At 69.6% G+C, this 21,646-nt stretch carries 24 protein-coding genes; 17 read left to right on the forward strand and 7 right to left on the reverse strand.

From position 1 onward, the window contains the following. Window positions 1–61: 61 nt before the first annotated feature. From era to BMZ47_RS13210, 5 genes are all read right to left on the reverse strand, one after another. Window positions 62–1,048: a GTPase Era gene (gene era, locus BMZ47_RS13190; protein ID WP_091862839.1), complete on the reverse strand. Its 987-nt coding sequence runs from the start codon at window positions 1,046–1,048 to the stop codon at window positions 62–64. Continuing rightward, window positions 1,045–1,809, reverse strand: coding sequence for a ribonuclease III (gene rnc, locus BMZ47_RS13195; protein WP_039902523.1), 765 nt, complete (start codon window positions 1,807–1,809; stop codon window positions 1,045–1,047). Before rnc ends, era begins: the two co-directional genes overlap by 4 nt. Window positions 1,810–1,820: 11 nt before the next feature. After that, the gene (lepB, locus tag BMZ47_RS13200) at window positions 1,821–2,621 is read right to left on the reverse strand and encodes a signal peptidase I (protein WP_007561051.1); all 801 of its coding nucleotides are present in this window, start codon (window positions 2,619–2,621) and stop codon (window positions 1,821–1,823) included. Window positions 2,622–2,870: 249 nt separating this feature from the next. Continuing rightward, window positions 2,871–3,269 carry a holo-ACP synthase gene (gene acpS / locus BMZ47_RS13205; protein ID WP_007561049.1) on the reverse strand — a complete coding sequence of 133 codons (399 nt, stop codon included), beginning with the start codon at window positions 3,267–3,269 and terminating at the stop codon, window positions 2,871–2,873. Further along, window positions 3,266–4,015, reverse strand: coding sequence for a pyridoxine 5'-phosphate synthase (locus BMZ47_RS13210; RefSeq protein WP_091862843.1), 750 nt, complete (start codon window positions 4,013–4,015; stop codon window positions 3,266–3,268). Before BMZ47_RS13210 ends, acpS begins: the two co-directional genes overlap by 4 nt. A 375-nt stretch (window positions 4,016–4,390) precedes the next feature. Here BMZ47_RS13210 and rpsF point away from each other — a divergent pair, with 375 nt between their 5' ends. The 11 genes from rpsF (at window position 4,391) to BMZ47_RS13265 (ending at window position 13,626) form a co-directional block, all read left to right on the forward strand. Next, window positions 4,391–4,849: a 30S ribosomal protein S6 gene (rpsF, locus tag BMZ47_RS13215; protein WP_007561046.1), complete on the forward strand. Its 459-nt coding sequence runs from the start codon at window positions 4,391–4,393 to the stop codon at window positions 4,847–4,849. Window positions 4,850–4,852: 3 nt separating this feature from the next. Continuing rightward, window positions 4,853–5,104: a 30S ribosomal protein S18 gene (gene rpsR, locus BMZ47_RS13220; protein ID WP_007561044.1), complete on the forward strand. Its 252-nt coding sequence runs from the start codon at window positions 4,853–4,855 to the stop codon at window positions 5,102–5,104. A gap of 129 nt (window positions 5,105–5,233) precedes the next feature. Next, window positions 5,234–6,268 (forward strand): hypothetical protein, encoded by a 1,035-nt coding sequence (locus BMZ47_RS13225; protein ID WP_091862846.1) that lies wholly within the window; start codon window positions 5,234–5,236, stop codon window positions 6,266–6,268. Between the two features lie 41 nt (window positions 6,269–6,309). Then, window positions 6,310–6,882: a 50S ribosomal protein L9 gene (gene rplI / locus BMZ47_RS13230; protein ID WP_007561034.1), complete on the forward strand. Its 573-nt coding sequence runs from the start codon at window positions 6,310–6,312 to the stop codon at window positions 6,880–6,882. 303 nt (window positions 6,883–7,185) lie between these two features. Further along, on the forward strand, window positions 7,186–8,673 hold the full coding sequence (locus tag BMZ47_RS13235; protein ID WP_007561032.1) for a replicative DNA helicase: 1,488 nt from the start codon (window positions 7,186–7,188) through the stop codon (window positions 8,671–8,673). A gap of 46 nt (window positions 8,674–8,719) precedes the next feature. Beyond that, entirely contained in the window at window positions 8,720–9,217 is a 498-nt protein-coding gene (locus BMZ47_RS13240) for a DUF29 domain-containing protein (RefSeq protein WP_091863126.1), read from the forward strand. Window positions 9,218–9,308: 91 nt separating this feature from the next. Continuing rightward, complete coding sequence (locus tag BMZ47_RS13245; RefSeq protein WP_091863127.1) at window positions 9,309–9,758, forward strand: cupin domain-containing protein; 450 nt, start codon at window positions 9,309–9,311, stop codon at window positions 9,756–9,758. 10 nt (window positions 9,759–9,768) lie between these two features. Next, the gene (locus BMZ47_RS13250) at window positions 9,769–10,671 is read left to right on the forward strand and encodes an SMP-30/gluconolactonase/LRE family protein (protein ID WP_091862849.1); all 903 of its coding nucleotides are present in this window, start codon (window positions 9,769–9,771) and stop codon (window positions 10,669–10,671) included. Beyond that, the gene (locus tag BMZ47_RS13255; RefSeq protein WP_091862852.1) at window positions 10,668–11,570 is read left to right on the forward strand and encodes a VOC family protein; all 903 of its coding nucleotides are present in this window, start codon (window positions 10,668–10,670) and stop codon (window positions 11,568–11,570) included. The genes BMZ47_RS13250 and BMZ47_RS13255 overlap by 4 nt, the downstream gene beginning before the upstream one ends. An 83-nt stretch (window positions 11,571–11,653) precedes the next feature. Continuing rightward, entirely contained in the window at window positions 11,654–12,559 is a 906-nt protein-coding gene (gene lgt, locus BMZ47_RS13260) for a prolipoprotein diacylglyceryl transferase (RefSeq protein ID WP_007561023.1), read from the forward strand. Continuing rightward, the gene (locus BMZ47_RS13265) at window positions 12,556–13,626 is read left to right on the forward strand and encodes a class I SAM-dependent methyltransferase (RefSeq protein WP_091862854.1); all 1,071 of its coding nucleotides are present in this window, start codon (window positions 12,556–12,558) and stop codon (window positions 13,624–13,626) included. Before lgt ends, BMZ47_RS13265 begins: the two co-directional genes overlap by 4 nt. Window positions 13,627–13,659: 33 nt before the next feature. Here the strand turns inward: BMZ47_RS13265 and BMZ47_RS28965 are convergent, their stop codons facing one another. Then, complete coding sequence (locus tag BMZ47_RS28965) at window positions 13,660–13,857, reverse strand: hypothetical protein (protein WP_007561019.1); 198 nt, start codon at window positions 13,855–13,857, stop codon at window positions 13,660–13,662. 146 nt (window positions 13,858–14,003) lie between these two features. Between BMZ47_RS28965 and pgeF the strand changes: the two genes are divergently transcribed. From pgeF to BMZ47_RS13285, 3 genes are all read left to right on the forward strand, one after another. Then, window positions 14,004–14,774 (forward strand): peptidoglycan editing factor PgeF, encoded by a 771-nt coding sequence (gene pgeF, locus BMZ47_RS13275; RefSeq protein WP_091862857.1) that lies wholly within the window; start codon window positions 14,004–14,006, stop codon window positions 14,772–14,774. Between the two features lie 291 nt (window positions 14,775–15,065). Further along, complete coding sequence (locus BMZ47_RS13280) at window positions 15,066–15,905, forward strand: outer membrane protein (protein WP_091863128.1); 840 nt, start codon at window positions 15,066–15,068, stop codon at window positions 15,903–15,905. Between the two features lie 210 nt (window positions 15,906–16,115). Beyond that, window positions 16,116–16,877 carry a DUF2076 domain-containing protein gene (locus BMZ47_RS13285; protein ID WP_007558752.1) on the forward strand — a complete coding sequence of 254 codons (762 nt, stop codon included), beginning with the start codon at window positions 16,116–16,118 and terminating at the stop codon, window positions 16,875–16,877. An 84-nt stretch (window positions 16,878–16,961) separates the two neighbouring features. Here BMZ47_RS13285 and BMZ47_RS13290 read toward each other — a convergent pair whose 3' ends face one another. Then, entirely contained in the window at window positions 16,962–18,344 is a 1,383-nt protein-coding gene (locus BMZ47_RS13290) for an LLM class flavin-dependent oxidoreductase (RefSeq protein WP_091862860.1), read from the reverse strand. Window positions 18,345–18,832: 488 nt separating this feature from the next. Between BMZ47_RS13290 and BMZ47_RS13295 the strand changes: the two genes are divergently transcribed. Genes BMZ47_RS13295 through BMZ47_RS13305 form a run of 3 tightly spaced genes read left to right on the forward strand, consistent with a single transcriptional unit; the run spans window position 18,833 to window position 21,637 of the window. Beyond that, on the forward strand, window positions 18,833–19,864 hold the full coding sequence (locus tag BMZ47_RS13295; protein WP_091862862.1) for an ABC transporter substrate-binding protein: 1,032 nt from the start codon (window positions 18,833–18,835) through the stop codon (window positions 19,862–19,864). Window positions 19,865–19,868: 4 nt separating this feature from the next. Then, a complete protein-coding gene (locus tag BMZ47_RS13300) occupies window positions 19,869–20,768 on the forward strand; it encodes an ABC transporter ATP-binding protein (RefSeq protein ID WP_091862865.1) in 900 nt (299 codons plus the stop codon). Continuing rightward, window positions 20,765–21,637 (forward strand): ABC transporter permease, encoded by an 873-nt coding sequence (locus BMZ47_RS13305; protein WP_091862868.1) that lies wholly within the window; start codon window positions 20,765–20,767, stop codon window positions 21,635–21,637. The genes BMZ47_RS13300 and BMZ47_RS13305 overlap by 4 nt, the downstream gene beginning before the upstream one ends. Window positions 21,638–21,646 lie beyond the last annotated feature (9 nt).

Consider the following 21,646-nt stretch of genomic DNA (forward strand, 5'->3'; position numbering starts at 1 on the left):
CAGGGCAGAGCCCTGCAAGTCTCGGGGGCTCCGCCGAAGGGCGAGCCCCCGGAAACCCGGTTCAGCCGCGGGGGAATTCCAGGCCCATCTCGCGGTAGCGGGCGGGGTCGTCGGCCCAGTTCTCACGCACCTTCACGTGCAGGAACAGGTGGACCTTGGCGTCCGCCGCCTCGGCGATCCCGATGCGGGCCGCCTGACCGATCGCCTTGATGGTCTGGCCGCCCTTGCCGAGCACGATCGAGCGCTGGCTCTCGCGCTCGACGAAGATCGTCTGCTCGATCCGAACCGAGCCGTCCGGCCGGATCTGCCACTGGTCGGTCTCGACCGTGGAGCGGTAGGGCAGCTCCTCGTGCAGCCGGTCGTAGATTTTTTCCCGGGTAATCTCCGCGGCGAGCATGCGCAGCGGCGCGTCCGAGACCTGATCCTCCGGGTAGAGCCACGGGCCCGGCGGCATCCGGGCGGCGAGCGCTCGGCGCAGGTCGCCGACGCCGTCGCCCTTGAGCGCCGAGATCATGAAGGTCTCGGCAAACGGCGAGGCCGCGTTGAGCTTGGCGGCCAGATCGAGCAGCCGCTCGCGCGGGATCAGGTCGATCTTGTTGAGGATCAGCATCTTCTCGCGCTTCACCTCGCCGAGGCGGCTCAGGATGGCCTCGACCTCCTCGTCCAGGCCCTTGCGGGCATCGACCAGCAGGCAGACCGCATCCGCGTCGGCGGCGCCGCTCCAGGCGGAATGCACCATCGCCCGATCGAGGCGGCGCTTGGGCGCGAAGATGCCCGGGGTGTCGACCAGGATCACCTGGGCCGAGCCCTCGATCAGGATGCCGCGCACGAGCGCCCGGGTCGTCTGCACCTTGCGCGAGACGATCGAGACCTTCGTGCCGACCAGGTTGTTGAGGAGGGTCGACTTGCCGGCATTCGGCACGCCGATCAGCGCGACGAAGCCCGCCCGTGAATCCGCTGGCGTGCCCGGAAGCGTCGATGGCGCCTTGGGGGCCGGCCCCTCGGCATGCCCCTCGTCCTGTCCGTCGTCTTGTTCGTGGTCGGTCATGCTGTCTCCGTCGGCCCCGTCTCCGGGACGGTGCCGATTCCCTCGCGCTCCATCAGCGCGCGGGCGGCCTCCTGCTCGGCGACACGCTTCGAGGTGCCCTCGCCGTGACCCGGCTCGAGCCCCTCGACCTGTACGGCAATGCGGAAACGGGGCGCATGATCCGGGCCGGTGCGCTCGACCACCGCGTAGACGGGGATCGGCAGGCTCCGGCCCATGGCCCATTCCTGCAGGGCGGATTTGGCGTCGCGGCCGCGATGGGCCGCCATCGGCTCGGCCGGATGGAAATGCGCCTCGACGATCACCCGGGCGGCCTCGAAGCCGGCATCGAGGTAGATCGCACCGAGGATCGCCTCGCAGACGTCGGCCAGGATCGTCTGGTTGCGCCGGCCGCCGCCCATCACCTCGCCCTGGCCGAGGATCAGGTGCGGCCCGACCTCCCAGGAGGCCGCCACCGCCGCGCAGGTCTCCCGGCGCACGAGGCCGGCCAGGCGGCGTGACAGGTCGCCTTCGTCCGCGTCCGGAAAGGCGGCGTAGAGGCGGTCGGCCACGGCGAGCCCGAGCACCCGGTCGCCCAGGAACTCCAGGCGCTGGTAGCTGCCGCCGCGCCCGGTGGCCTTGCTGGTATGGGTGAGCGCCCGGGTCAGCAGGTTCTGATCGGCGAAGCTATGGCCGATCCGCTCCTCCAGGACGCCGAGCGGCGGCCTGGGCTTATGGGAACGCCGTGCCCGGGAAGACGGTCGGGCCTGTCCAGCCTCGTCCAAGTTCGGGCCGTTCAATGGATGGTCGAGAACAGGCGCGACCAGCGCACATGGGCCGGCCAGTTCCAGAGCTGCCAGGCCGGGGTGCCCTCGTCGATCGAGAAGAAGATCATCTCGGCGCGCCCGACCAGATTGGCGAAGGGCACGTAGCCGACGCTCGCGAGATCGCGCGAGTCGGTGGAGTTGTCGCGGTTGTCGCCCATCATGAAGAAGTGGCCGCTGGGCACGGTGTAGAGCTCGGTCTTGTCCCAGAAGCCGTTGTCGCCGTCGCGCTCGATCACCCGGTGGACGACGCCGTTGGGCAGCGTCTCGAGATACTGGGGCACCTTGGTCGCCTGCCCGTAGGGATCGGTGGTCTCGTAATCGGCGATCCGCTCGCGCTTGACCGGCTTGCCGTTGATGTTGAGCACGCCGTCGATCATCTGGATCTTGTCGCCCGGCAGGCCGATCACGCGCTTGATGTAATCCGTGGCGTTGTCCTTGGGCAGCTTGAACACCGCGATGTCGCCGCGCTTCGGCTCGGCCGCCCAGACGCGCCCATCCGCCTGGATCGGAATGTATTCCGAGAGCGGCAGGGAGTATTTCGAGTAGCCGTAGGAATACTTCGAGACGAACAGGTAATCGCCGATCAGCAGCGTCGGCACCAGCGACCCCGACGGGATGTTGAACGGCTGGAACAGCAGCGTGCGCACCACCAGGGCGATCAGCAGCGCCTGGACGCCGACCTTCAGCGTCTCGCGGATGCTGGCCCAGGTGCCGGTCTCGACCGGTTTCGTCAGCGGCTTGCCGTCGTGATCCACGCGTGCGCGTTCCATCTTCAGACTCAGATTCCGTCGCCGGAGCACGCCCCAGCTTTTCCGTTCTCGTACGATGGGGCCGGAACCGGCTTCCGCCCGTCCGCATCATACGCCAGCCGCCCGCGAGGCCCGGCCCCGCCGCCTGCGGCTGATCTGCGGTTGTCCCGAGGAATGCGCCGCAATCGTGTCCGCTGGTGCGGCGGTCTAGACCAAGCGCGAGCCCCCGGCAACGCGCGAGGGTAGCGGGCTAATCCGCCATCCCGGGTCTCACGCCGGCAGCGCTTCGATGATCACGAAGGCTTGAGCCATGGGCGGATCGTCCGTGAGGCTCACATGCAGCCGGCCCTCATGCCCCGCGGGCAGCATCTCGGCGAGTCGCGCGGCGGCACCGCCGGAGAGCCGCAGGGTCGGCTGGCCGGAGGGCAGGTTCACCACCTCCATGTCGCGCCAGAACACGCCGTTGCTGAGGCCGGTGCCCAGCGCCTTGGCGCAGGCCTCCTTGGCGGCAAAGCGCCTGGCGTAGCCCGGCGCGCGGGCGGCGCGGCGGTCGCAGCGCGCCCGCTCGCCATCGGTGAACACCCGGTGCGTGAAGCGGTCGCCATGGCGCGCGAGCGTCCGGGCGATCCGGTCGATGTCGCAGAGATCGGAACCGATGCCGATGATCATGGGCGCCGCGCGCGATCCATGGCGGCCCGCATGTCGCGCACCGCCTGGGTGAGCCCGACGAAGATCGCGTCGGCGATCAGGGCGTGGCCGATATTCAGCTCCCGGATCTGCGGCAGCGCCGCCACCGGCCCGACGCTCCGGACCGTGAGCCCGTGCCCGGCATGGATCTCCAGGCCGAGCCCGGCGCCGTGCTCGGCCGCCCGCGTGATACGCGCTAGTTCATGGGCAACCCGCGCCTCATCGCCCGCCACGGCGGCCTCGCAATAGCTGCCGGTGTGCAGCTCGACCACCGGCGCGCCGAGCGCACGGGCGGCGTCCATCACCGCAGGCTCGGGCTCGACGAACAGAGAGACGCGGATCCCGGCCTCCGCCAGGGCGCGGATCCGGGGGGCGAGGTGATCGCGCCCGCCGACGATGTCGAGGCCGCCCTCGGTGGTGCGCTCCGCGCGCTTCTCCGGCACCAGGCAGGCGGCATGGGGGCGTGTCGCCAGGGCGATCGTCACCATCTCGTCCGTGGCCGCCATCTCGAAGTTGAGCGGCACGGTGAGATCGCGCTTCAGCGCGGCGATGTCGGCGTCCCGGATGTGACGTCGGTCCTCGCGCAGATGCGCGGTGATGCCGTCCGCCCCGGCCTCGACCGCCAGGAGGGCGGCCCGCACCGGGTCGGGATAGGACTCGCCGCGGGCGTTGCGCACCGTGGCGACGTGGTCGATGTTGACGCCGAGGCGCAGCTTTTCGGAGGTCATGGGCCGATTCGTCCCGGGGCCGCCACGGTCCGCCGGGCGCCCTCGAACCGCCGATATGTTGGCGATCCGCCCGATGGGCAAGCCGCGCCGGCGCTCAGGCGGACGAGCCGCGTCGAGACCGGTCGGTCTTGCCAGCCTGCGAAAAACCGATTATGCGCCGCCCCTCGCGTTCGCTCCGGCCGGGGGCTGAACGGACGGTGCCGCTTGCGGCATAGGATCCTGAACGATCCGTCGTCCGGTGTCTCCGCCTTCGATCAACCGCTCGGGCCTGCAAAAACGGCTCGAAGGGCTTGGCGCCGAGCGTCTCGCGAATGAACCGGCCCGAACCAGCCGCCTCCGGGCGGCCGGGCTCCTTTTGACACTGAAAGGCCCGATATGCCTCTCTACGAGCACGTGCTCTTGGCCCGGCAGGACGTGACGTCCCAGCAGGTCGAGACGATGATCGACACCTACAAGGGTGTGATCGAGCAGAACGGCGGCCGCCTCGAGAAGATCGAGATGTGGGGCGTGAAGTCCCTGGCCTACCGCATCAAGAAGAACCGCAAGGCGCATTTCGCGCTCCTCAACATCGACGCCCCCCCGGCCGCCATCGCCGAGATGGAGCGTCAGATGCAGATCTCCGAGGACGTGCTGCGCTTCATGACCGTCCGGGTCGAGGATCTCGATTCCGAGCCGTCGGCGATGATGCAGAAGCGCGACCGCGACGACCGCAAGGATCGCGAGCGCGGCCGGCGTCGTGACGACGACGGCTTCGGTGGTGGCGGCGGGTTCGGCGGCGGCGAGCGCCCCGAGCGCGGCGATCGTCCCGAGCGCAGCTTCGGCGGGGAGGGCTAAACCATGGCTTTCGGTGCTGGTGCAGGCGGCGGACGCCGTCCCTTCTTCCGTCGTCGCAAGACTTGCCCGTTCTCCGGCGCGAACGCGCCGAAGATCGACTACAAGGACGTCAAGCTCCTGTCCCGCTACGTGTCCGAGCGCGGCAAGATCGTCCCGTCCCGCATCACCGCGGTCTCGGCCAAGAAGCAGCGCGAGCTCGCCCAGGCGATCAAGCGCGCCCGCTTCCTCGGCCTGCTGCCCTACGTGATCAAGTAGGCTGATTCGACTGGCCGGCCCGGCATCGACCCGGGCCGGCTTCCTCAGAGAGCGATGCGACATCGCTCGATCGTTGGGGCGCAGCGACGCCTCTAACCCTGCCGTGCCGGCAGCGGGACAGCGGAACCCATGGCACAGCATATCGGCATCGGTATCGGCGCGGGCCTCGTCTCCGCACTCCTGTTCGGGGTGCTGCTGAAGGCGACCCCGCTGGCGATCCTGCTCTACCTCGTCGCGCCTCTGCCGATCCTCATCGTCGGCCTGGGCTGGAGCCACAAGGCCGCCCTGACGGCGGCGGCCGCCGGCAGCCTCGCCCTGGCGCTCGTGATCGCGCCCTTCATGGGCCTCGCCTACGCCGCCTACATCGCCCTGCCCGCCTGGTGGCTCGCCTACCTGACGCTGCTCGGCCGCGAGACGCCGTCCGGCCTCGAATGGTACCCGACCGGCCGCCTCCTCGGCTGGACCGCCGCCACGGCCGCCCTCGCCTTCATCGCCATCGCGGTCCTGTCCTCGCCGAACCACGCGGCCTTCGACACGCAGCTGCGCGGGCTCGCCCGCACGCTGGTGCAGGTGCGCGACCCCGCCGCCCGGCCGGCGACCGAACCCCGCCGCACCGACGCGCCGCAAGCCGAAGCCGGCTCTCCCGCCCCCGACGCGGGGACCGAGCCGGACGCGACGCCCAAGCCCGGCCAGGACGAGGCCGAGGTGACGCGGGGCGAAGTCGCCGACGCCCTCGCGCGCGTCGTACCGGCCTTCGCGGCCAACGGGCTCACCCTGCTCCTGACCTTCTATCTCTGGGCCTCGGCCCGGATCGTGAAGATCTCCGGGCGCCTGCCCCGGCCCTGGCCGGACCTGCCGTCGACCGCCATGCCGCGCACGACCCTGGTGACCCTCGCAGCCGCCGTGCTGATGTGCTTCGCCCCCGGCTTCATCGGCGTGTTCGGCGTTGCGCTGGTCGGCGCCTTCAGCGCGGCCTTCGCGCTCCAGGGGCTCGCCGCCTTCCACGACCGCTCGCGCGGCCGGCCGGGCCGCGGGCTGATGCTGTTCGGCATGTACCTGATCCTGTTCGTGACCCAGGGCGTCGCCCTGGTGGCACTCACCCTGTTCGGCCTGGCCGACACCGCCCTCGATCGCCGCCGTCCGAAGGACAACCCGGCGCCGTGAGTCCCCGGCCCGTGCGGCCGACCAACTGAAGGAGAATGACGATGGAAGTGATCCTGCTCGAGCGCGTGGCCAAGCTCGGCCAGATGGGCGAGACCGTGAACGTCCGCCCGGGCTTCGCCCGCAACTTCCTGCTCGCCCGCGGCAAGGCGCTGCGCGCGACGGAATCCAACAAGAAGCACTTCGAGTCGCAGCGCGCCCAGCTCGAGGCCCGCAACCTCGACCGGAAGAAGGACGCCGAGGCCGTCGCCGAGAAGCTGAACGGCCAGAGCTTCATCCTGATCCGCCAGTCGGGCGAGACCGGCGTGCTCTACGGCTCCGTCTCCACCCGCGACCTCGCCGAGGTGGTGGCCAAGGAGGGCTTCACCGTCGATCGCGGCCAGTTCATCCTGAACCAGCCGATCAAGACCCTGGGCCTGCACACCGTCCCGGTGGTGCTGCACCCCGAGGTCGAGGTCCAGATCACCGTCAACGTCGCCCGCAGCCCCGAAGAGGCCGAGCGTCAGGCGCGCGGCGAGTCGGTCACCGAGCGCGAGGCGTTCAACCTCGACGACCTCGGCCTGGAGGTCGGCATGGCGCTGGCCGATGCCGGCGAAGGTGCCGACGACCGCGGCTGAGTCCGTCGGGATCCACGGCTGGCGCCGCTCCGCAACGGCCCTCCGGCTCGCGCGGGGCGGCGTCGCCCGCATCCCTGTATAGCGGTGAACATTGGGGATCATTCGCCCCAAGACTTGACACGTTCCAGTTTTGTTCCAGCATGGACGCCCGCCCCTCGCGAGAGTCGGCGGGCGTCCGTTCGTCCGGGCCGAGGACCGGATGAGCCGGCCGTCGGCTAGGCTTCGGTAACCTTACCGTGGCCAATGTCGCGCGGTGTGATCCTGGTGCGCCCGTCGCGGCGCCTGATTCGGAGTCGTCCGCCGATGGCCCTGCCCAATGCGCTCACGGCCAAGCTGGAAGCGGTTCAAGCTGAGTACCGCGTCGCCCCGCACAACATCGATGCGGAGCAGGCGCTGCTCGGCGCCATCCTGGTGAACAACGACGCCTATTACCGGGTGTCGGACTTCCTGCTGGCCGAGCACTTCATGGAGGATGCCCACCAGCAGATCTTCTCGGTGGCCGCCTCGCTGATTCGGGCCGGCAAGCTCGCCACGCCCATCACCATGAAGACCTATCTGGGCGACGCCGATTTCGGCGGCCAGACGGTGATGCAGTACCTCGCGAGGCTGGCCGCCGACGCGACCACGGTGATCAATGCCGGCGCCTACGGCCGGACGATCTACGACCTCGCGATCCGCCGTCGCCTGATCACGATCGGCGAGGATCTGGTCAACGGCGCCTACGAGGCGCCGGTGGAGCAGGCGCCCCGCGACCAGATCGAGGAGACCGAGCGCCGGCTCTACGAGCTCGCCGAGGCCGGGAAATACGACGGCGGCTTCCAAAAATTCTCCGACGCGCTCACCGCCGCGGTGGACATGGCCGCCAAGGCCTACCAGCGCGACGGCAAGCTCTCGGGCATCGCCACCGGCCTGTCCGACCTCGACGCCAAGATGGGCGGCCTGCAGCCCTCCGACTTGATCATCCTCGCGGGCCGCCCGGCCATGGGCAAGACCTCGCTGGTGACCAACATCGCCTTCAACATCGCCAAGGCCTATCGCGGCGAGAAGCAGGCGGACGGCACGATGCAGACGGTCAACGGCGGCATCGTCGGGTTCTTCTCCCTCGAAATGTCGGCCGAGCAGCTCGCCACCCGTATCATCGCCGAGCAATCGGGCGTGCCCTCGTACAAGATCCGCCGCGGCGACATCCGGCCGGAGGATTTCTACAAGATCACCGACGCCGCCCGGGACATGCAGACGATCCCGTTCTACATCGACCAGACCGGCGGCATCTCGATCGCCCAGCTCGCCGCCCGAGCCCGGCGCCTGAAGCGCCAGAAGGGCCTGGACCTGCTGATCGTCGACTACCTGCAGCTGCTCTCCGGCTCCGGCAAGCGCAGCGACAACCGCGTGCAGGAGATGACCGAGATCACCACCGGCATGAAGGCGCTGGCCAAGGAGCTGGCGGTGCCGATCATCGGGCTCTCGCAGCTCTCGCGTCAGGTCGAGAACCGCGACGACAAGCGCCCGCAGCTCTCGGATCTGCGTGAATCCGGCTCGATCGAGCAGGACGCCGACGTGGTGATGTTCGTGTTCCGCGAGGAATACTACGTCAACAACAAGAAGCCGCGCGAGGGCACGGAGGAGTTCTTCGCCTGGGAGGCGGAGATGAACCGTGTCCACGGCAAGGCCGAGGTCATCCTCGGCAAGCAGCGTCACGGCCCGACCGGCACGGTCGAGCTGCAGTTCGACGCCAACATCACCCGGTTCTCGAACCTGGCGCAGAGCGAGCGGCTGCCCGAGCAGATGTGATAGATTGCGACCGCCCGCGCGACCGGGCGGCGGCAAGGAGGCGGTCGTGACAGCTCCGAAGCGGGTGCCGCAGGGACTGAAGACGACGCGGTACGAGGACGATGTCCATGCCTGGGCCCAAGAGCAGGTGCATTTCCTGCAAGCCGGGGCCTGGGCGCGTCTCGACATCGAACACCTTGCCGACGAGATCGCGGATGTGGGTCGCAGCGAACGCCACGCACTGACCAGCGCCCTGAGCGTGATCCTGCTGCACCTTCTGAATTGGGATCATCAGCCGACGCGACGGACACGCAGCTGGGTCACATCGATCCGGACGCAGCGCGTCGTCGTGGCCGAGCGTCTCGAAGACAGCCCCAGCCTGAAGTCCCGGATCGATGTGCTGGTCGCGCGGGCCTATCACCGCGCCTCGATCGAGGCAGCCGGCGAGACCGGGCTCGACGAGGGGACCTTCCCGCCGGCCTGCCCCTACGATGTCGAGACGATCATGACGCGCGAGATCCCCTGGCCGCCGAGCGACGGCCAGCCGCGGCCTCAACACGGGTAGGATCACGCCCGGCCGTCCCGCGCCGCCGCGAACCATCGCCACACCCGGCCGTTGTGCGGAAGACGATTGTCCCGCCGCCGCAGGAGCGATGATGAGCGAGCCGACCCCTCCGAAGATGCCGTATTGGCACGTCTATACCGACGCGGACGGGGTGAGCCGCCAGGAGCGATTTTTCATCGAGCGTTTCAAGTTCGAGGGGATCAACCCCGAGACGGCACCGCAATGGAACGACAAGATGGAGCCGGCGCCGTCGGTCGTGACCTTCACGGTCCTGCCGGTCGGCTGGGTCGGCGAATGGCACGAGAATCCGCGGCCGCAATGGATCGCGATCCTGTCGGGCCGCTGGTTCGTGGAGACCATGGATGGCCACCGGGTCGAGATGGGCCCGGGCGAGCTGATGATGGGCGAGGATCAGAACACCAGGGCGCGCGACGGCAGGAAGGGCCACCTCTCGGGCACCGTGGGCGACGAGCCCTGTACAATGATCGTCACGGGGCTCCAGGTGGAGCCCACCGTGAACCAGCCCGGCCGCTTCAAGTAGGGGCCGCGGCATGGACGGTTTCGAACTGACGCAGCCACGCTTCAAGGCGTATGTGCTGCCGAACGCGCCGCTGGAAAAATTGGCCGACGGCTTCGGCTGGGCCGAAGGCCCGGTCTTTTTCGGCGACCGCAACGAGCTGCTGTTCTCGGATCTCCCGAACAATCGGGTGATGCGCTGGACGGATGCGGGCGGCCTCAGCGTCTACCGCGCGGCGAGCGACTTCGAGAACGGACACGCCCGGGACCGCCAGGGGCGGCTCCTGTCCTGCTCGCATCGCGGCCGGCGCATCCACCGGACCGAGCTTGACGGCAGCATCACCAGCCTGGTCGAGCGCTACCAGGGCCGGCGGCTGAACTCGCCCAACGACATCGTCTGCAAGTCCGACGGCACGATCTGGTTCTCGGACCCGCCCTACGGCATCCAGACCGACTACGAAGGCGGCAAGCAGGAATCCGAGCTGCCCGCCGCACTCTACCGGTTCGACCCGCGCGACGGCTCGCTGCGCGTCGTCGTGGACGACTTCCAGGGGCCGAACGGCCTGTGCTTCTCTCCGGACGAGCGAAAACTCTACGTGGTCGAGACCGGCCTGCAATTCGCCATCGATCCGCTCCAGAACATACGTGTGTTCGATGTGGCCGAGGATGGCCGTCTGTCCGGAGGACACGTGTTCTGCACGATCGCACCGGGCAATGCCGACGGGATCCGGTGCGACGAGCAGGGCAATCTCTGGTCGAGCGCCGGCGACGGCGTCCACTGCATCGATCCCGGCGGCGAATTGGTCGGCAAGATCCTGGTGCCCTCGCCGGTGGCGAACCTCGCCTTCGGCGGCCGCAACAACAGCCGCCTGTTCCTGTGCGCTTCGCATGCGCTCTACGCGATCTACACCAACGTGCGCGGAGCGCGGCTGCTGTGAGCGGCGTTCGGGCCGTCGCCGGCTTCAGCCGTACCGTTGCGGACCTCGCGGTCACCGAGGACTTCTACCGCGAAGCTCTCGGCTTCGAGCGGGTCGCGCCACCCGAGCCGGTACCGGCCGCGCATGTCGAGGCGATGGGGCTCGCCGGGGTGAAGGCACGGCAGCTGCGCCTGCGGCTCGGCCGCCAGACCGTGACGTTCGTGGCCGTCGAACCGGCGGGCGCCCCCTACCCGGCCGATCCCCTGGCGACCGATCCGTTCTTCCAGCACCTGGCCATTCCGGTTCGCGACATGGACGCCGCTATGGCTCGGCTTGCCCGGCTCAACCCGACCACGATCAGCCGGGGCGGCGCGCAGGTCCTGCCCGCCTCCACGGGGGGCGTCACCGCCTACAAGTTTCGCGATCCCGACGGGCATCCGCTCGAGCTGATCTTCTTTCCCGATGGCCCGCCGGCGGACCGCTGGCGCGACGCGCCGGGCCTGTTCCTCGGGATCGACCATTCGGCGATCACCGTCGCCGATCTCGACGCGACCCTGTCGTTCCTCACCGGGCCCCTCGGCCTCACGGTGGCGCAGAAAGGCCTGAACCGGGGGCCCAAACAGGCCCGGCTCGACGGCATCGACGATCCCGAGGTCGATGTCATCGCGCTCGAGCCGCCGGTGCCGGCGCCGCATGTCGAGCTGCTGCATTACCGGCGCCCGGCGCCCCGGCACGCGTCACGCACCGTGTTCGGGCCGGCCGACCGCGCCTCGACCCGTTTCGTCTTCGCGGTCGCGGATATGGGCAGCCTGCTGGCAGCGCTGCGCCAGGCGGGCTTCGCGCCGCGCGCCTCCGCGGACGGCCAGGCTGCCTATTGCGCGGGCCCGGACGGGCACGGGTTCCTGTTCGTGAAGGCCTGACGCCCGCAGGCGGAGGCTGCGTGCAGCGCACTTGACGCGCCGCCCCTCCGGCGTCCAATCCGGCCGCCCCGGAGGTCAGACCGATGCCGCTCCTCGCCCTGCCCTTTCCGGCCATCGATCCGGTGGCGATCGCGATCGGGCCGATCACGATCAAATGGTACGCGCTGGCCTACATCGCCGGCCTGATCGGCGGTTGGTACTACGCGCGCCGCCTGGTCATGGCCGACAGCCTGTGGGGCGTGGTCAAGCGCCCGCAGGTGGTCGACATTGACGACCTGGTCGTCTGGGTGGCGCTCGGCGTCGTGCTGGGCGGTCGGATCGGCTACGTGCTGTTCTACAATCTGCCGATGTACATCGCCGACCCGATGGAGATCCTGGCGATCCGCAACGGCGGCATGTCGTTCCACGGCGGGTTCCTCGGGGCGATCCTGGCCTTCCTGCTGTTCGCCCGCGCCAAGAAGCTCAACGGCTACACCCTGCTCGATATCGGCGCCGTGGTCGTGCCGATCGGCCTGTTCTTCGGGCGGATCGCGAATTTCGTGAACGGCGAGCTCTGGGGGCGGGTCGCGCCGGACTTCCCCTACGCGATCGTGTTCCCCACCGGCGGGCCGCTGCCGCGCCATCCGAGCCAGCTCTACGAGGCCGTCACCGAGGGCCTGCTGCTGTTCATCGTCATGGCGCTCGCTGTCCGCCGGTTCGGGTTCCGCAAGCCGGGCCTGCTCGGCGGGATCTTCGTCCTCGGCTACGCGCTGGCCCGGACATTCTGCGAGTTCTTCCGCGAGCCGGATCGGCAGCTCGGCTTCCTGTTCGGCGACCATCTCGGGCCGATGGGCGGCGGTGTCACCATGGGCATGCTGCTCTGCGTGCCGATGATGATCGTCGGGCTCACCTACATCCTGCTCGCCGCGACCGGGCGGACCCGCCCGCGCAATCCGGTGGCCGCGTCCGGGACCGACCAAGAGGCGCGCGAGGCGCCCGCCAAGGCGTGACGCCGCTCGGAGCCGAGATCGCGGCGCTGATCCGCCATGGCGGGCCGATCGGCATCGACCGCTACATGGCGCTGTGTCTCGGCCACCCGGTCCACGGCTATTACCGCACCCGTGATCCGCTCGGCGTGCGCGGTGATTTCACGACTGCGCCCGAGATCAGCCAGATGTTCGGCGAGCTGCTGGGCGCCTGGTCGGGCTACGTTCACGGCCGGATGGGCCGGCCGGACCCGCTGGTCCTGGTGGAACTCGGCCCCGGCTGGGGCACGCTGATGGCGGACGCCCTGCGGGCCCTCGGGACGGCGGCTCCGGGCGTTCGCGTGACACCGCATCTCGTCGAGACCGGCCCGGTGCTACGGGCCGTCCAGGAGCGAACCCTCGCGGGGAAAGGCGCCACCTGGCACGCCGGAATCGAGACCCTGCCCGCGGGCCCGGCGATCATCCTGGCCAACGAGTTCTTCGATTGCCTGCCGGTCCGGCAGTTCGAGCGTCGCGCGACCGGCTGGCACGAGCGCCAGATCGGTCTCGGCCCCGAAGGCGATTTCGTCCACGGCCTGGCCCCCGAAGCGACCCCGGGGATCGAGGCGGAGGGCCCGGAGGGCAGGCTGCTGAGCGTGCCGGGGGTCGGCCTGGCGCTGATGCGGCAACTCGCCCGCCGCCTTCGCGAATCAGGCGGCGCGCTGCTGGCGATCGATTACGGCCATAGCCGGCCGGGCTTCGGCGACACCCTTCAGGCCCTGTCCGGGCATCGCTTCACCGATCCGCTGGCGGCGCCCGGAGACGCGGATCTCACGCATCACGTCGATTTCGCCGCCCTCGCGAAGGCCGCCCAGGCCGAGGGCGCGACGGTTCACGGGCCGGTGGCGCAGCGGGATTTTCTGCTCGCCCTGGGCCTGAAGGCCCGCGCCGAGCGCCTGAAGGCCCGCGCCACCCCGGCTCAGGCTGCGGCGATCGATGCGGCCGCCGAGCGACTTACGGATGCGAGCCCGACGGGAATGGGCAGTCTGTTCAAGGCCCTGGCCGTGACGGGCCCGGGTCTCGGGCCGCTGCCCGGGTTTCCCGAAGCCTAAGGCTCCGAACCCGGACGGCAGCGCGGGATGTAGTCAGCCGAACGAACCGAAGCCGGCGTCGGAGCCGCTCGGTGCCCGCGGGGTCGGCGGTGCGGGCGGGTTCGGGTCGGAGGGGTCGAGTTCGCCGAGCTCACGCACGACGGGGTGTTCGGATGCGCTCGGGTTCCGGTGTTCCGGGACCTCGGGGGCCTTGGTCTCGATCGGGGAGTCGTTCTCGGTCCGTCGTGACATTGCGATCCTTCTCGGAAGAATCCGGAACCCGGACTCATGCTGCAATGCAGCAAGAATCTGACGGTTCCACGACATCGTCAAGGGGCAGCCATTCCGCTATCGAGCGCGACACCAGGACCGCGAGGGAGCCGACCGTGACCGCAGGCATGTACATCGAGGCGCCGGAACTCTCGTCGCATGCACGCGTGCGCCACGCCTACTTCACCCGGGTCGGCGGCGTGTCCGAGGGCATCTACGCCACGCTCAACGGCGGGCTCGGCTCCCAGGACGTCCCGGAGCGCGTCGCCGAGAACCGGACGCGCATGTGCGCGCAGCTCGGCCTGGCGCCGGACCGGCTCGTCAGCCTGTATCAGGTCCATTCCGCCGCGGTGGTGACCGTCGAGGCGCCCGTCCCGGCCGCGGATCGCCCGAAGGCCGACGCCATGGTGACGCGGATGCCCGGTCTCGCCCTGGGAATCGCCACCGCCGATTGCGGGCCGATCCTGTTCGCGGATCCCGAGAACGGGGTTGTGGGCGCAGCCCATGCCGGCTGGAAGGGCGCGCTCACCGGAGTGATCGAGGCGACCGTCCGCGCCATGGAGGCGCTGGGCGCCCGGAGACGGCAGATCGTGGCCGTGCTCGGGCCGACGATCAGCCAGGCCTCCTATGAGGTCGGCCCGGATTTCGTCGCACGCTTCCGCACCGAGGCGCCCGGCATGGACCGGTTCCTCGGCCCGGGCTCCCGCGAGGACCACGCGCAGTTCGATCTCCCGGGCTTCATCCTGGCCCGGCTCGGCGAGGCGGAGATCGGCGAGGCTGCGACGCTGAACCTCTGCACCTATGCCGATCCGGATCGCTTCTACAGCTATCGCCGGACCACCCACCGCGGTGAGCCCGATTACGGGCGCCTGATCTCGGCCATCGCGCTGACGCCCTGACCTTTTGACACGGCCCGACGCAAGCGTGGCCGATGCTGTCCAGGGGGTGCGACACTTTGTCAAACCGAATGGGCGGAAAAAAGCGTGGCCATAAGCGAACCTTGACCATTCGGGCGCGTTTAGACGCTCGAGGTGCCGGGGAAGAACCGCGGATTGCCAAAAGGGGCCGTGATGAGCGGTCGGCGATACCGCAGCGCGTAAAGCAGCCCTGGAACCGCTGGAATGCAGCCAGATCCGCGTTCCGTTTCGGTCTTGCGAGGCCGGGGCGGGGCCACCCGTGAGGACCAGATGATGAAATCCCTGCTTCGCGCCACCACCGCCCTTGCGGGCGTCGCCCTCGCCGGCTCGGCCTTCGCCGCCGACCTGCCGCGCCGCGCCGCTCCGCCGCCCGTCTTCACCCCGGTGCCCGTGTTCACCTGGACCGGCGCCTATTTCGGTATCAACGCCGGCTACGCCTTCGATGCCAGCAGCCGCTCCAACAACTCCACCTTCGGCGTGCCCTTCCCCTACGCCGTCCCCGGCACCACCGCGACGTTCCGCGACCGCAGCCAGGACGGCTTCTCCGGCGGTGGTCAGATCGGCTACAACTACCAGTTCACCCCGGGCTCGGGCGTGGTGGTCGGCATCGAGGCCGACGCCCAGTACCTTGACTTCGGTCGTAACCGGAACAACGCCTTCATCAGCGGCGCCGTGGCCCCGGGCTACTACGTCACCGACCCGCGCGGCCTGTCGAGCCTCGACTACTTCGGCACCGTGCGCGGCCGTCTCGGCTACGCCTTCGACCGCACCCTCGTGTACGGCACCGGCGGCTTCGCCTACGGCTCGGGCAGCGCCGACCGCTCGTTCGGTGGTTTCGCCGGCAACGACAGCTTCCGCACCGGCTACGCGGTTGGCGGCGGCATCGAGTACGCGCTCCCCACCGACTCGTTCCTGAACTTCTTCCGCTCGTCGGCCGTGACGCTCAAGGTCGAAGGCCTGTACGTCAACCTGGAGCGCGGCACCCGCAACCAGGGCGCCCTGGTGGTCAACGCCGCCAACCTCGTCCCGGTCGCCTACAGCGCCATCGGTCGCCGCGACGACGAGTTCGCCGTGGTCCGCGCCGGCCTGAACTACAAGTTCGGCTCGTACTAAGAACGAGACCCGGCGCGCCCCGCGCGCCGGTCCGGATCCGAACGATGAAAGAGCCCGGCCGAGAGGCCGGGCTCTTTCGCGTTTGGGCCCTGCGCCGGCCTGAATGAAGTTTTCGCAACCGCCCCTGACAAAGCGTCACCGCACACCCATGTCCTCTGCGGCCGTGCGGCGCGTTCGAGCCCGCGGGTACGACTTGAGGAGGAGAACTCCATGAATAGCGAAGAACGCGACGTCATCTCCGGCATCTTCCAGCGCCTGGAGCAGGCCCAGAGCCAGCCCCGCGACGCGGAGGCCGAGCGCTTCATCGCCGAGAAGATCCGCGCCCAGCCCTACGCCCCCTACGCGATGGCGCAGCTGATCTACGTGCAGGAAGAGGCGATCAAGAGCCTGAACCAGCAGCTGGAGCAGGCGCGAAGCCAGGCGGCGCCGGCCCAGTCCTCGGGTGGCGGCGGCTTCCTGTCGAGCATCTTCGGCGGTGGCGGCAGCCAGCGCCAGGAGCCGCAGCCGGGCTATGGGCAGCAGCGCCCGGCCGGCCAGCCCTGGGGCGGCGGTGGCGGCGCGCCGCAGGGCTATCCCCAGCAGGGCTACCCGCAGCAGCCGGGCTACCCGCCGCAGCAGCAGGGCGGCCCGTGGGGCGGCCAGCCGCAGGCTCCGGCCCGGGGCGGCGGCTTCATGGCCACCGCGCTGCCGATGGCGGCCGGCGCGGCCGGCGGCATGCTGCTCGGCAGCGCCCTGTCGAACGCCTTCGCGGGCGGCCATTCGAGCCTCGGCAGCGCCGCGGCTGCGGGCCTCGGCGGCGGTGGTGAGACGGTGGTGAACAACTATTACGGCGATGGCGGCGGCAACCAGGATCTCGGGTCGGCGCTCGACGGCGGCGGTAGCGGCAGCGACTTCCAGGACGCCAGCTTCAGCGATCCCTCGGGGGATTTCGGCGGCGATCTCGGCGGCGGCGACGACAGCGACTGGACCTGATCGATCCGGCCACCCCACAATCAGGCCCGGTCGCGCTCACGCGCGGCCGGGCTTTTTGTTTTGAGACCGTCCGAACGGTTTCGGTCAGACGGGTTGAACCCGCCCCGCCGCCGCTCCCCGGAAGGCGTGGGCGGCGTGGCGTTCCGGCAGCCGGTCGCCCTGCCCGAACAGCTTCCGTCGATAGGACCCGTCGGCGTAGGCGGTCTTGTAGAGCCCTCGGTCCTGTAATTCCGGGATCACGATATCGATGAAGTCGGAGAAGCTTTCGGGGACGACGATGCGGCTGAGGTTGAACCCGTCCACTTCGCCTTCCTCGACCCAGGCCTGGAGTTCGTCGGCGATCGAGACCGCGTCGCCCGCCAGCACCGCGTAGCGCCCGCCGAGCTCGAGCTCCGCCAGGAGGTCGCGCTTGGTCAGGCCGCGCTTCGCGGCAGCCGCGTTGGCGGACTGGATGGCGTTGCCCGGACCGTAGGGAATCGCCTCGTCGAGGCCGTAGCGCGCGAAGTCGATCCCGGTCGAGGCGGAGAAATGCGCCAGGCCGGCCTCCGGACTCGCGTAGCGCAGGTAATCGGCACGCTTCTCCTCGGCCTCGGCCCGGCTGCGCCCCGGTATCACCGCCAGCCCGACGAACACCTTCACGTCCTCCGGGTGGCGCCCGGCCGCCACCGCCTCGGCGCGGATGGCGCGAACGGCCTCCCGGGCCGTCCCCCGGTCGCGGGCCGAGATGAACACGCACTCGGCGTGGCGCCCGGCGAAGGCCCGGCCGCGGCCCGAGGCGCCCGCCTGGTAAAGCACCGGCGTGCGCTGCACGGAGGGCTCGGACAGGTGATAGGCTTCGACGTCGAAGAATGTGCCGTGATGCGAGACCGGGCGGATATGGGCCGGATCGCTGAACACCCGGGCTTCCCGGTCTCGGCGCACCGCCGCGTCGTCCCAGCTGCCCTCCCAGAGCTTGTAGAGCACCTCGAGATACTCGTCGGCATAGTCGTAGCGCCGGTCATGGCTGGGCAGGGTGCCGCCGCTCAGCCCGCGATGGGCGCTGTCGAGATAGCCGGTGACGATGTTCCAGCCGATGCGGCCGCCGGTGAGGTGGTCGAGGGTCGAGAGGCGGCGCGCGAAAGTGTAGGGCGCCTCCGTGTGGACGTTGACCGTCACGCCGAAGCCGAGATGCTCGGTCACCGCCGCCATGGCGGGGACCAGCAGGCTCGGGTCGTTGACCGGGAGCTGCACGGCCTCGCGCGCGGTGACATCGATGCCGCCACCGTAGATGTCGTAGACGCCGCTGATATCGGCGATGAACAGCCCGTCGAACAGGCCGCGCTCCAGGAGCTTCGCCTGATCGGTCCAGTAGCGGAGCGTGTTGTAGTCCGACGAGCGGTCGCGCGGATGGGTCCACAACCCGTGGTTGATGTGGCCGACGCAGTTCATGTTGAACGCGTTCAGCCGGATCTGCTTTCTGGCGACCATTCAGAGCGCTCCGTGCCGGGGCGGCAGCCGGCCGTCGAGAAGGGCGGCGCCGATCCGGCGATACGTCCACCGCACGGGGTCACGACGCAAACGATTCCCTGTCCGCCGAACGGGCAGGAGCCTGATCCGTCCGGAACGCGCAAGCCCTGCGGCGTCGATGCCGCGGCTTATCGATCATCGCATCGCAACGGCTCCGCAGCAGCGTTCTGAATCTCGTCGGTCGCGCGGCATTCCTCACCCCGAACCGGACGAACCGCGCCGGGAGAGAAGAGCTTTCTGCCGTGTCGCGCCGGAGCGGTCATGGCGGCCTTCGCGCGTGATCGAAGGAGAGAGAATATCCTTTCGACTGAGCCGCCGAGAGATATAGCATCTCTTGTGTATTGTTCTGTAAAAAGAACGTTCTCGTTGACCATTCAACGCACGCTAGGCAGATTACATCCTGTAATCGGGCTGTGCCTGCACGCCTCTACCGACCCCTGCGAGGAATTATGATCGGCACGCGACGCACCCTGTTCTCGCGCCGCCACGCGGCCGCCCTGTTGGCGTCCGTCCTGGCCGTTGCCGCACTCGGCCCGGCCGTCGCGGCGGAGGGGCAGCTGCGCATCGCGAAGCAGTTCGGCGTCGTCTACCTGCTGCTCAACGTGGCGGAAGATCAGAAGCTCATCGAGAAGCACGGCGCGAAGGCCGGCCTCGACATCAAGGTGGAGTACGCGCAGCTCTCCGGCGGCTCGGCGGTGAACGACGCGCTCCTGTCGGGCAGCATCGACGTCGCGGGCGCGGGCGTCGGGCCGCTGTTCACGCTGTGGGATCGCACCCGCGGCCGGCAGAATGTGAAGGGCGTCGCGTCGCTCGGCAACTTTCCTTACTACCTCGTCTCCAACCGGCCCGAGGTGAAGACGATCGGCGACTTCACCGACAAGGACCGGATCGCGCTGCCGGCGGTCGGCGTCTCGGTTCAGGCCCGCATCCTGCAATGGGCCTCCGCCAAGCTCTGGGGCGACAAGGATTTCGCCCGGCTCGACAAGATCAGCGTCGCCGTCCCGCATCCGGAAGCCTCGGCCGCGATCATCAAGGGCGGGACGGAGATCACCGGCCATTTCGGCAACCCGCCGTTCCAGGAGCAGGAGCTCGCCGGCAACCCGAACGCCCACATCGTCCTGAACTCCTACGCGGTCCAGGGCGGCCCGGCCTCCTCGACGGTGCTCTACGCCACGGAAAAGTTCTACCGCGACAGCCCGAAGACCTACACGGCCTTCGTGGACGCCCTCGCGGAAGCCGCGCAGTTCATCACCGACCATCCCGAGACGGCCGCGGATATCTACATCAAGTCCAACGCCAGCCGGATCGACCGCGACCTGCTGCTCAAGGTCATCCGCAACCCCGAGGTGACCTTCAAGATCGCGCCGCAGAACACGATCGGGCTCGGGCAGTTCATGCACCGCGTCGGCGTGATCCGGAACGAGCCGAAGACCCTCGACGACTACTTCTTCGCCAATCCCCGCATCGCGACCGGCAGCTGAGCCGATGACGCTGGTCGATGAGCGCCGCGCTATCGCGCGGGTCCAGCGGAGCATCGCGGCCGAGCCGGTCCTTGCCCACGACGCGGAAGCCGTATCTGCGCCGACGCCCCTGCCGGCGCCGCTGCTGCGGGTCTCGGACCTGACCCTCGAATACCGCACCCCGGAGCGCGTGGTCCGGGCGACCCACCGGGTCGGGTTCGATGTCTACGAGGCCGACCGCTTCATCCTGCTCGGCCCCTCCGGCTGCGGCAAGTCCACCCTGCTCAAGGCGATCGCCGGCTTCATCCCGCCGGTGGAGGGATCGATCACCCTCGGCGGCGAGGTTGTGCGCGGGCCGGGGCCGGACCGCATCGTGGTCTTCCAGGAATTCGATCAGCTGCCGCCGTGGAAGACCGTCGCGCAGAACGTGGCCTTCCCGCTGCGCGCCGCCGGCCTCGTCGGCCGGCGCGAGGCCGAAGCCCGGGCGCGGCACTCCATCGACAGGGTCGGCCTCACGCCGTTCGCGGACAGCTACCCGCACCAGCTCTCCGGCGGCATGAAGCAGCGCGTCGCCATCGCCCGCGCGCTCGCCAGCCAGCCCAAGGTGCTGCTGATGGACGAGCCCTTCGCGGCGCTCGACGCGCTGACCCGGCGCAAGATGCAGGAGGAGCTGCTGGCCCTCTGGGAAGAGGTGCGCTTCACCCTGCTGTTCGTCACGCATTCCATCGAGGAAGCGCTGGTGGTCGGCAACCGGGTGGCGCTGCTCTCGCCCCATCCCGGCCGGTTGCGCGGCGAGTACAACAGCCACGATTTCGACCTGGCGAGCGTCGGCAGCGCGGCGTTCCAGGCGGCGGTGCAGCGCCTGCACGGCCGCCTGTTCGAGACCGACCCCGAAACCTCCGTCCCAGCGGCTCCCGCACGATGACCCAGCACGTCCGTCCGCCGATCCGATCGGAATACGATCTCGTGCTGGCGCCCTTCGTGGAGGCGCCGGTCGAGCGCAGGCTGCCGTTTTCGACGCGGGTCTGGCAGCAGGGCTGGCTCCGCAAGGGCCTGATCCTCGTCGTGCTCGCCCTCGCCTGGGAGGCGCTGGCCCGGTGGCAGGACAACGACCTGCTGCTGCCCAGCTTCGGCGCCACCCTGTCGGCCCTCGCGGAGGGCCTGGGCAGCGGCGAGCTGCTGGAGCGGGCCCGGATTTCCCTCACGGTGCTGGCGGAAGGCTATGTCGGCGGCGTCGTTCTGGCCTTCGCCCTGACGACGCTCGCGGTCTCGACGCAGTTCGGCCGCGACCTGCTCTCGACCCTGACGGCGATGTTCAACCCGCTGCCCGCTATCGCGCTGCTGCCGCTGGCCTTGCTCTGGTTCGGGCTCGGCTCCGGCAGCCTGATCTTCGTGCTGGTCCATGCGGTGCTGTGGCCGCTGGCGCTCAACACCTTCGCGGGCTTCCAGGGCGTGCCCGAGACCCTGCGCATGGCCGGGCGCAATTACGGCCTGACGGGCCTGTCCTATGTCTGGCAGATCCTGATCCCGGCGGCCCTGCCGGCGATCCTGTCCGGGCTCAAGATCGGCTGGGCCTTCGCCTGGCGTACCCTGATCGCGGCCGAGCTGGTCTTCGGCGCCGCCTCCGGCCAGGGCGGGCTCGGCTGGTACATCTACCAGAACCGCAACGAGCTCTACACCGACCGGGTCTTCGCCGGCCTCTTGCTGGTCATCGCGATCGGGCTCATCGTCGAGAACGTCGTGTTCGCGACGTTCGAGCGGCTCACGGTCCGGCGCTGGGGCATGGTGCGCTGACGCCGCCCG

The organism is Methylobacterium brachiatum, assembly GCF_900113845.1.
Lineage (GTDB): Bacteria > Pseudomonadota > Alphaproteobacteria > Rhizobiales > Beijerinckiaceae > Methylobacterium > Methylobacterium brachiatum.

Excerpts from the sequence above, each read along its gene's own strand:
- BMZ47_RS13295 (WP_091862862.1), top strand. The coding sequence starts at position 18,833 with ATGATCGGCACGCGACGCACCCTGTTCTCGCGCCGCCACGCGGCCGCC.
- rpsR (WP_007561044.1), top strand. The coding sequence starts at position 4,853 with ATGGCTTTCGGTGCTGGTGCAGGCGGCGGACGCCGTCCCTTCTTCCGT.
- BMZ47_RS13290 (WP_091862860.1), bottom strand. The coding sequence starts at position 18,344 with ATGGTCGCCAGAAAGCAGATCCGGCTGAACGCGTTCAACATGAACTGC.
- BMZ47_RS13235 (WP_007561032.1), top strand. The coding sequence starts at position 7,186 with ATGGCCCTGCCCAATGCGCTCACGGCCAAGCTGGAAGCGGTTCAAGCT.
- lgt (WP_007561023.1), top strand. The coding sequence starts at position 11,654 with ATGCCGCTCCTCGCCCTGCCCTTTCCGGCCATCGATCCGGTGGCGATC.
- BMZ47_RS13245 (WP_091863127.1), top strand. The coding sequence starts at position 9,309 with ATGAGCGAGCCGACCCCTCCGAAGATGCCGTATTGGCACGTCTATACC.
- BMZ47_RS13280 (WP_091863128.1), top strand. The coding sequence starts at position 15,066 with ATGAAATCCCTGCTTCGCGCCACCACCGCCCTTGCGGGCGTCGCCCTC.
- rpsF (WP_007561046.1), top strand. The coding sequence starts at position 4,391 with ATGCCTCTCTACGAGCACGTGCTCTTGGCCCGGCAGGACGTGACGTCC.
- BMZ47_RS13210 (WP_091862843.1), bottom strand. The coding sequence starts at position 4,015 with ATGACCTCCGAAAAGCTGCGCCTCGGCGTCAACATCGACCACGTCGCC.
- BMZ47_RS13250 (WP_091862849.1), top strand. The coding sequence starts at position 9,769 with ATGGACGGTTTCGAACTGACGCAGCCACGCTTCAAGGCGTATGTGCTG.
- BMZ47_RS28965 (WP_007561019.1), bottom strand. The coding sequence starts at position 13,857 with ATGTCACGACGGACCGAGAACGACTCCCCGATCGAGACCAAGGCCCCC.
- BMZ47_RS13285 (WP_007558752.1), top strand. The coding sequence starts at position 16,116 with ATGAATAGCGAAGAACGCGACGTCATCTCCGGCATCTTCCAGCGCCTG.
- BMZ47_RS13305 (WP_091862868.1), top strand. The coding sequence starts at position 20,765 with ATGACCCAGCACGTCCGTCCGCCGATCCGATCGGAATACGATCTCGTG.
- BMZ47_RS13300 (WP_091862865.1), top strand. The coding sequence starts at position 19,869 with ATGACGCTGGTCGATGAGCGCCGCGCTATCGCGCGGGTCCAGCGGAGC.
- acpS (WP_007561049.1), bottom strand. The coding sequence starts at position 3,269 with ATGATCATCGGCATCGGTTCCGATCTCTGCGACATCGACCGGATCGCC.
- lepB (WP_007561051.1), bottom strand. The coding sequence starts at position 2,621 with ATGGAACGCGCACGCGTGGATCACGACGGCAAGCCGCTGACGAAACCG.
- BMZ47_RS13225 (WP_091862846.1), top strand. The coding sequence starts at position 5,234 with ATGGCACAGCATATCGGCATCGGTATCGGCGCGGGCCTCGTCTCCGCA.
- rplI (WP_007561034.1), top strand. The coding sequence starts at position 6,310 with ATGGAAGTGATCCTGCTCGAGCGCGTGGCCAAGCTCGGCCAGATGGGC.
- era (WP_091862839.1), bottom strand. The coding sequence starts at position 1,048 with ATGACCGACCACGAACAAGACGACGGACAGGACGAGGGGCATGCCGAG.
- pgeF (WP_091862857.1), top strand. The coding sequence starts at position 14,004 with ATGTACATCGAGGCGCCGGAACTCTCGTCGCATGCACGCGTGCGCCAC.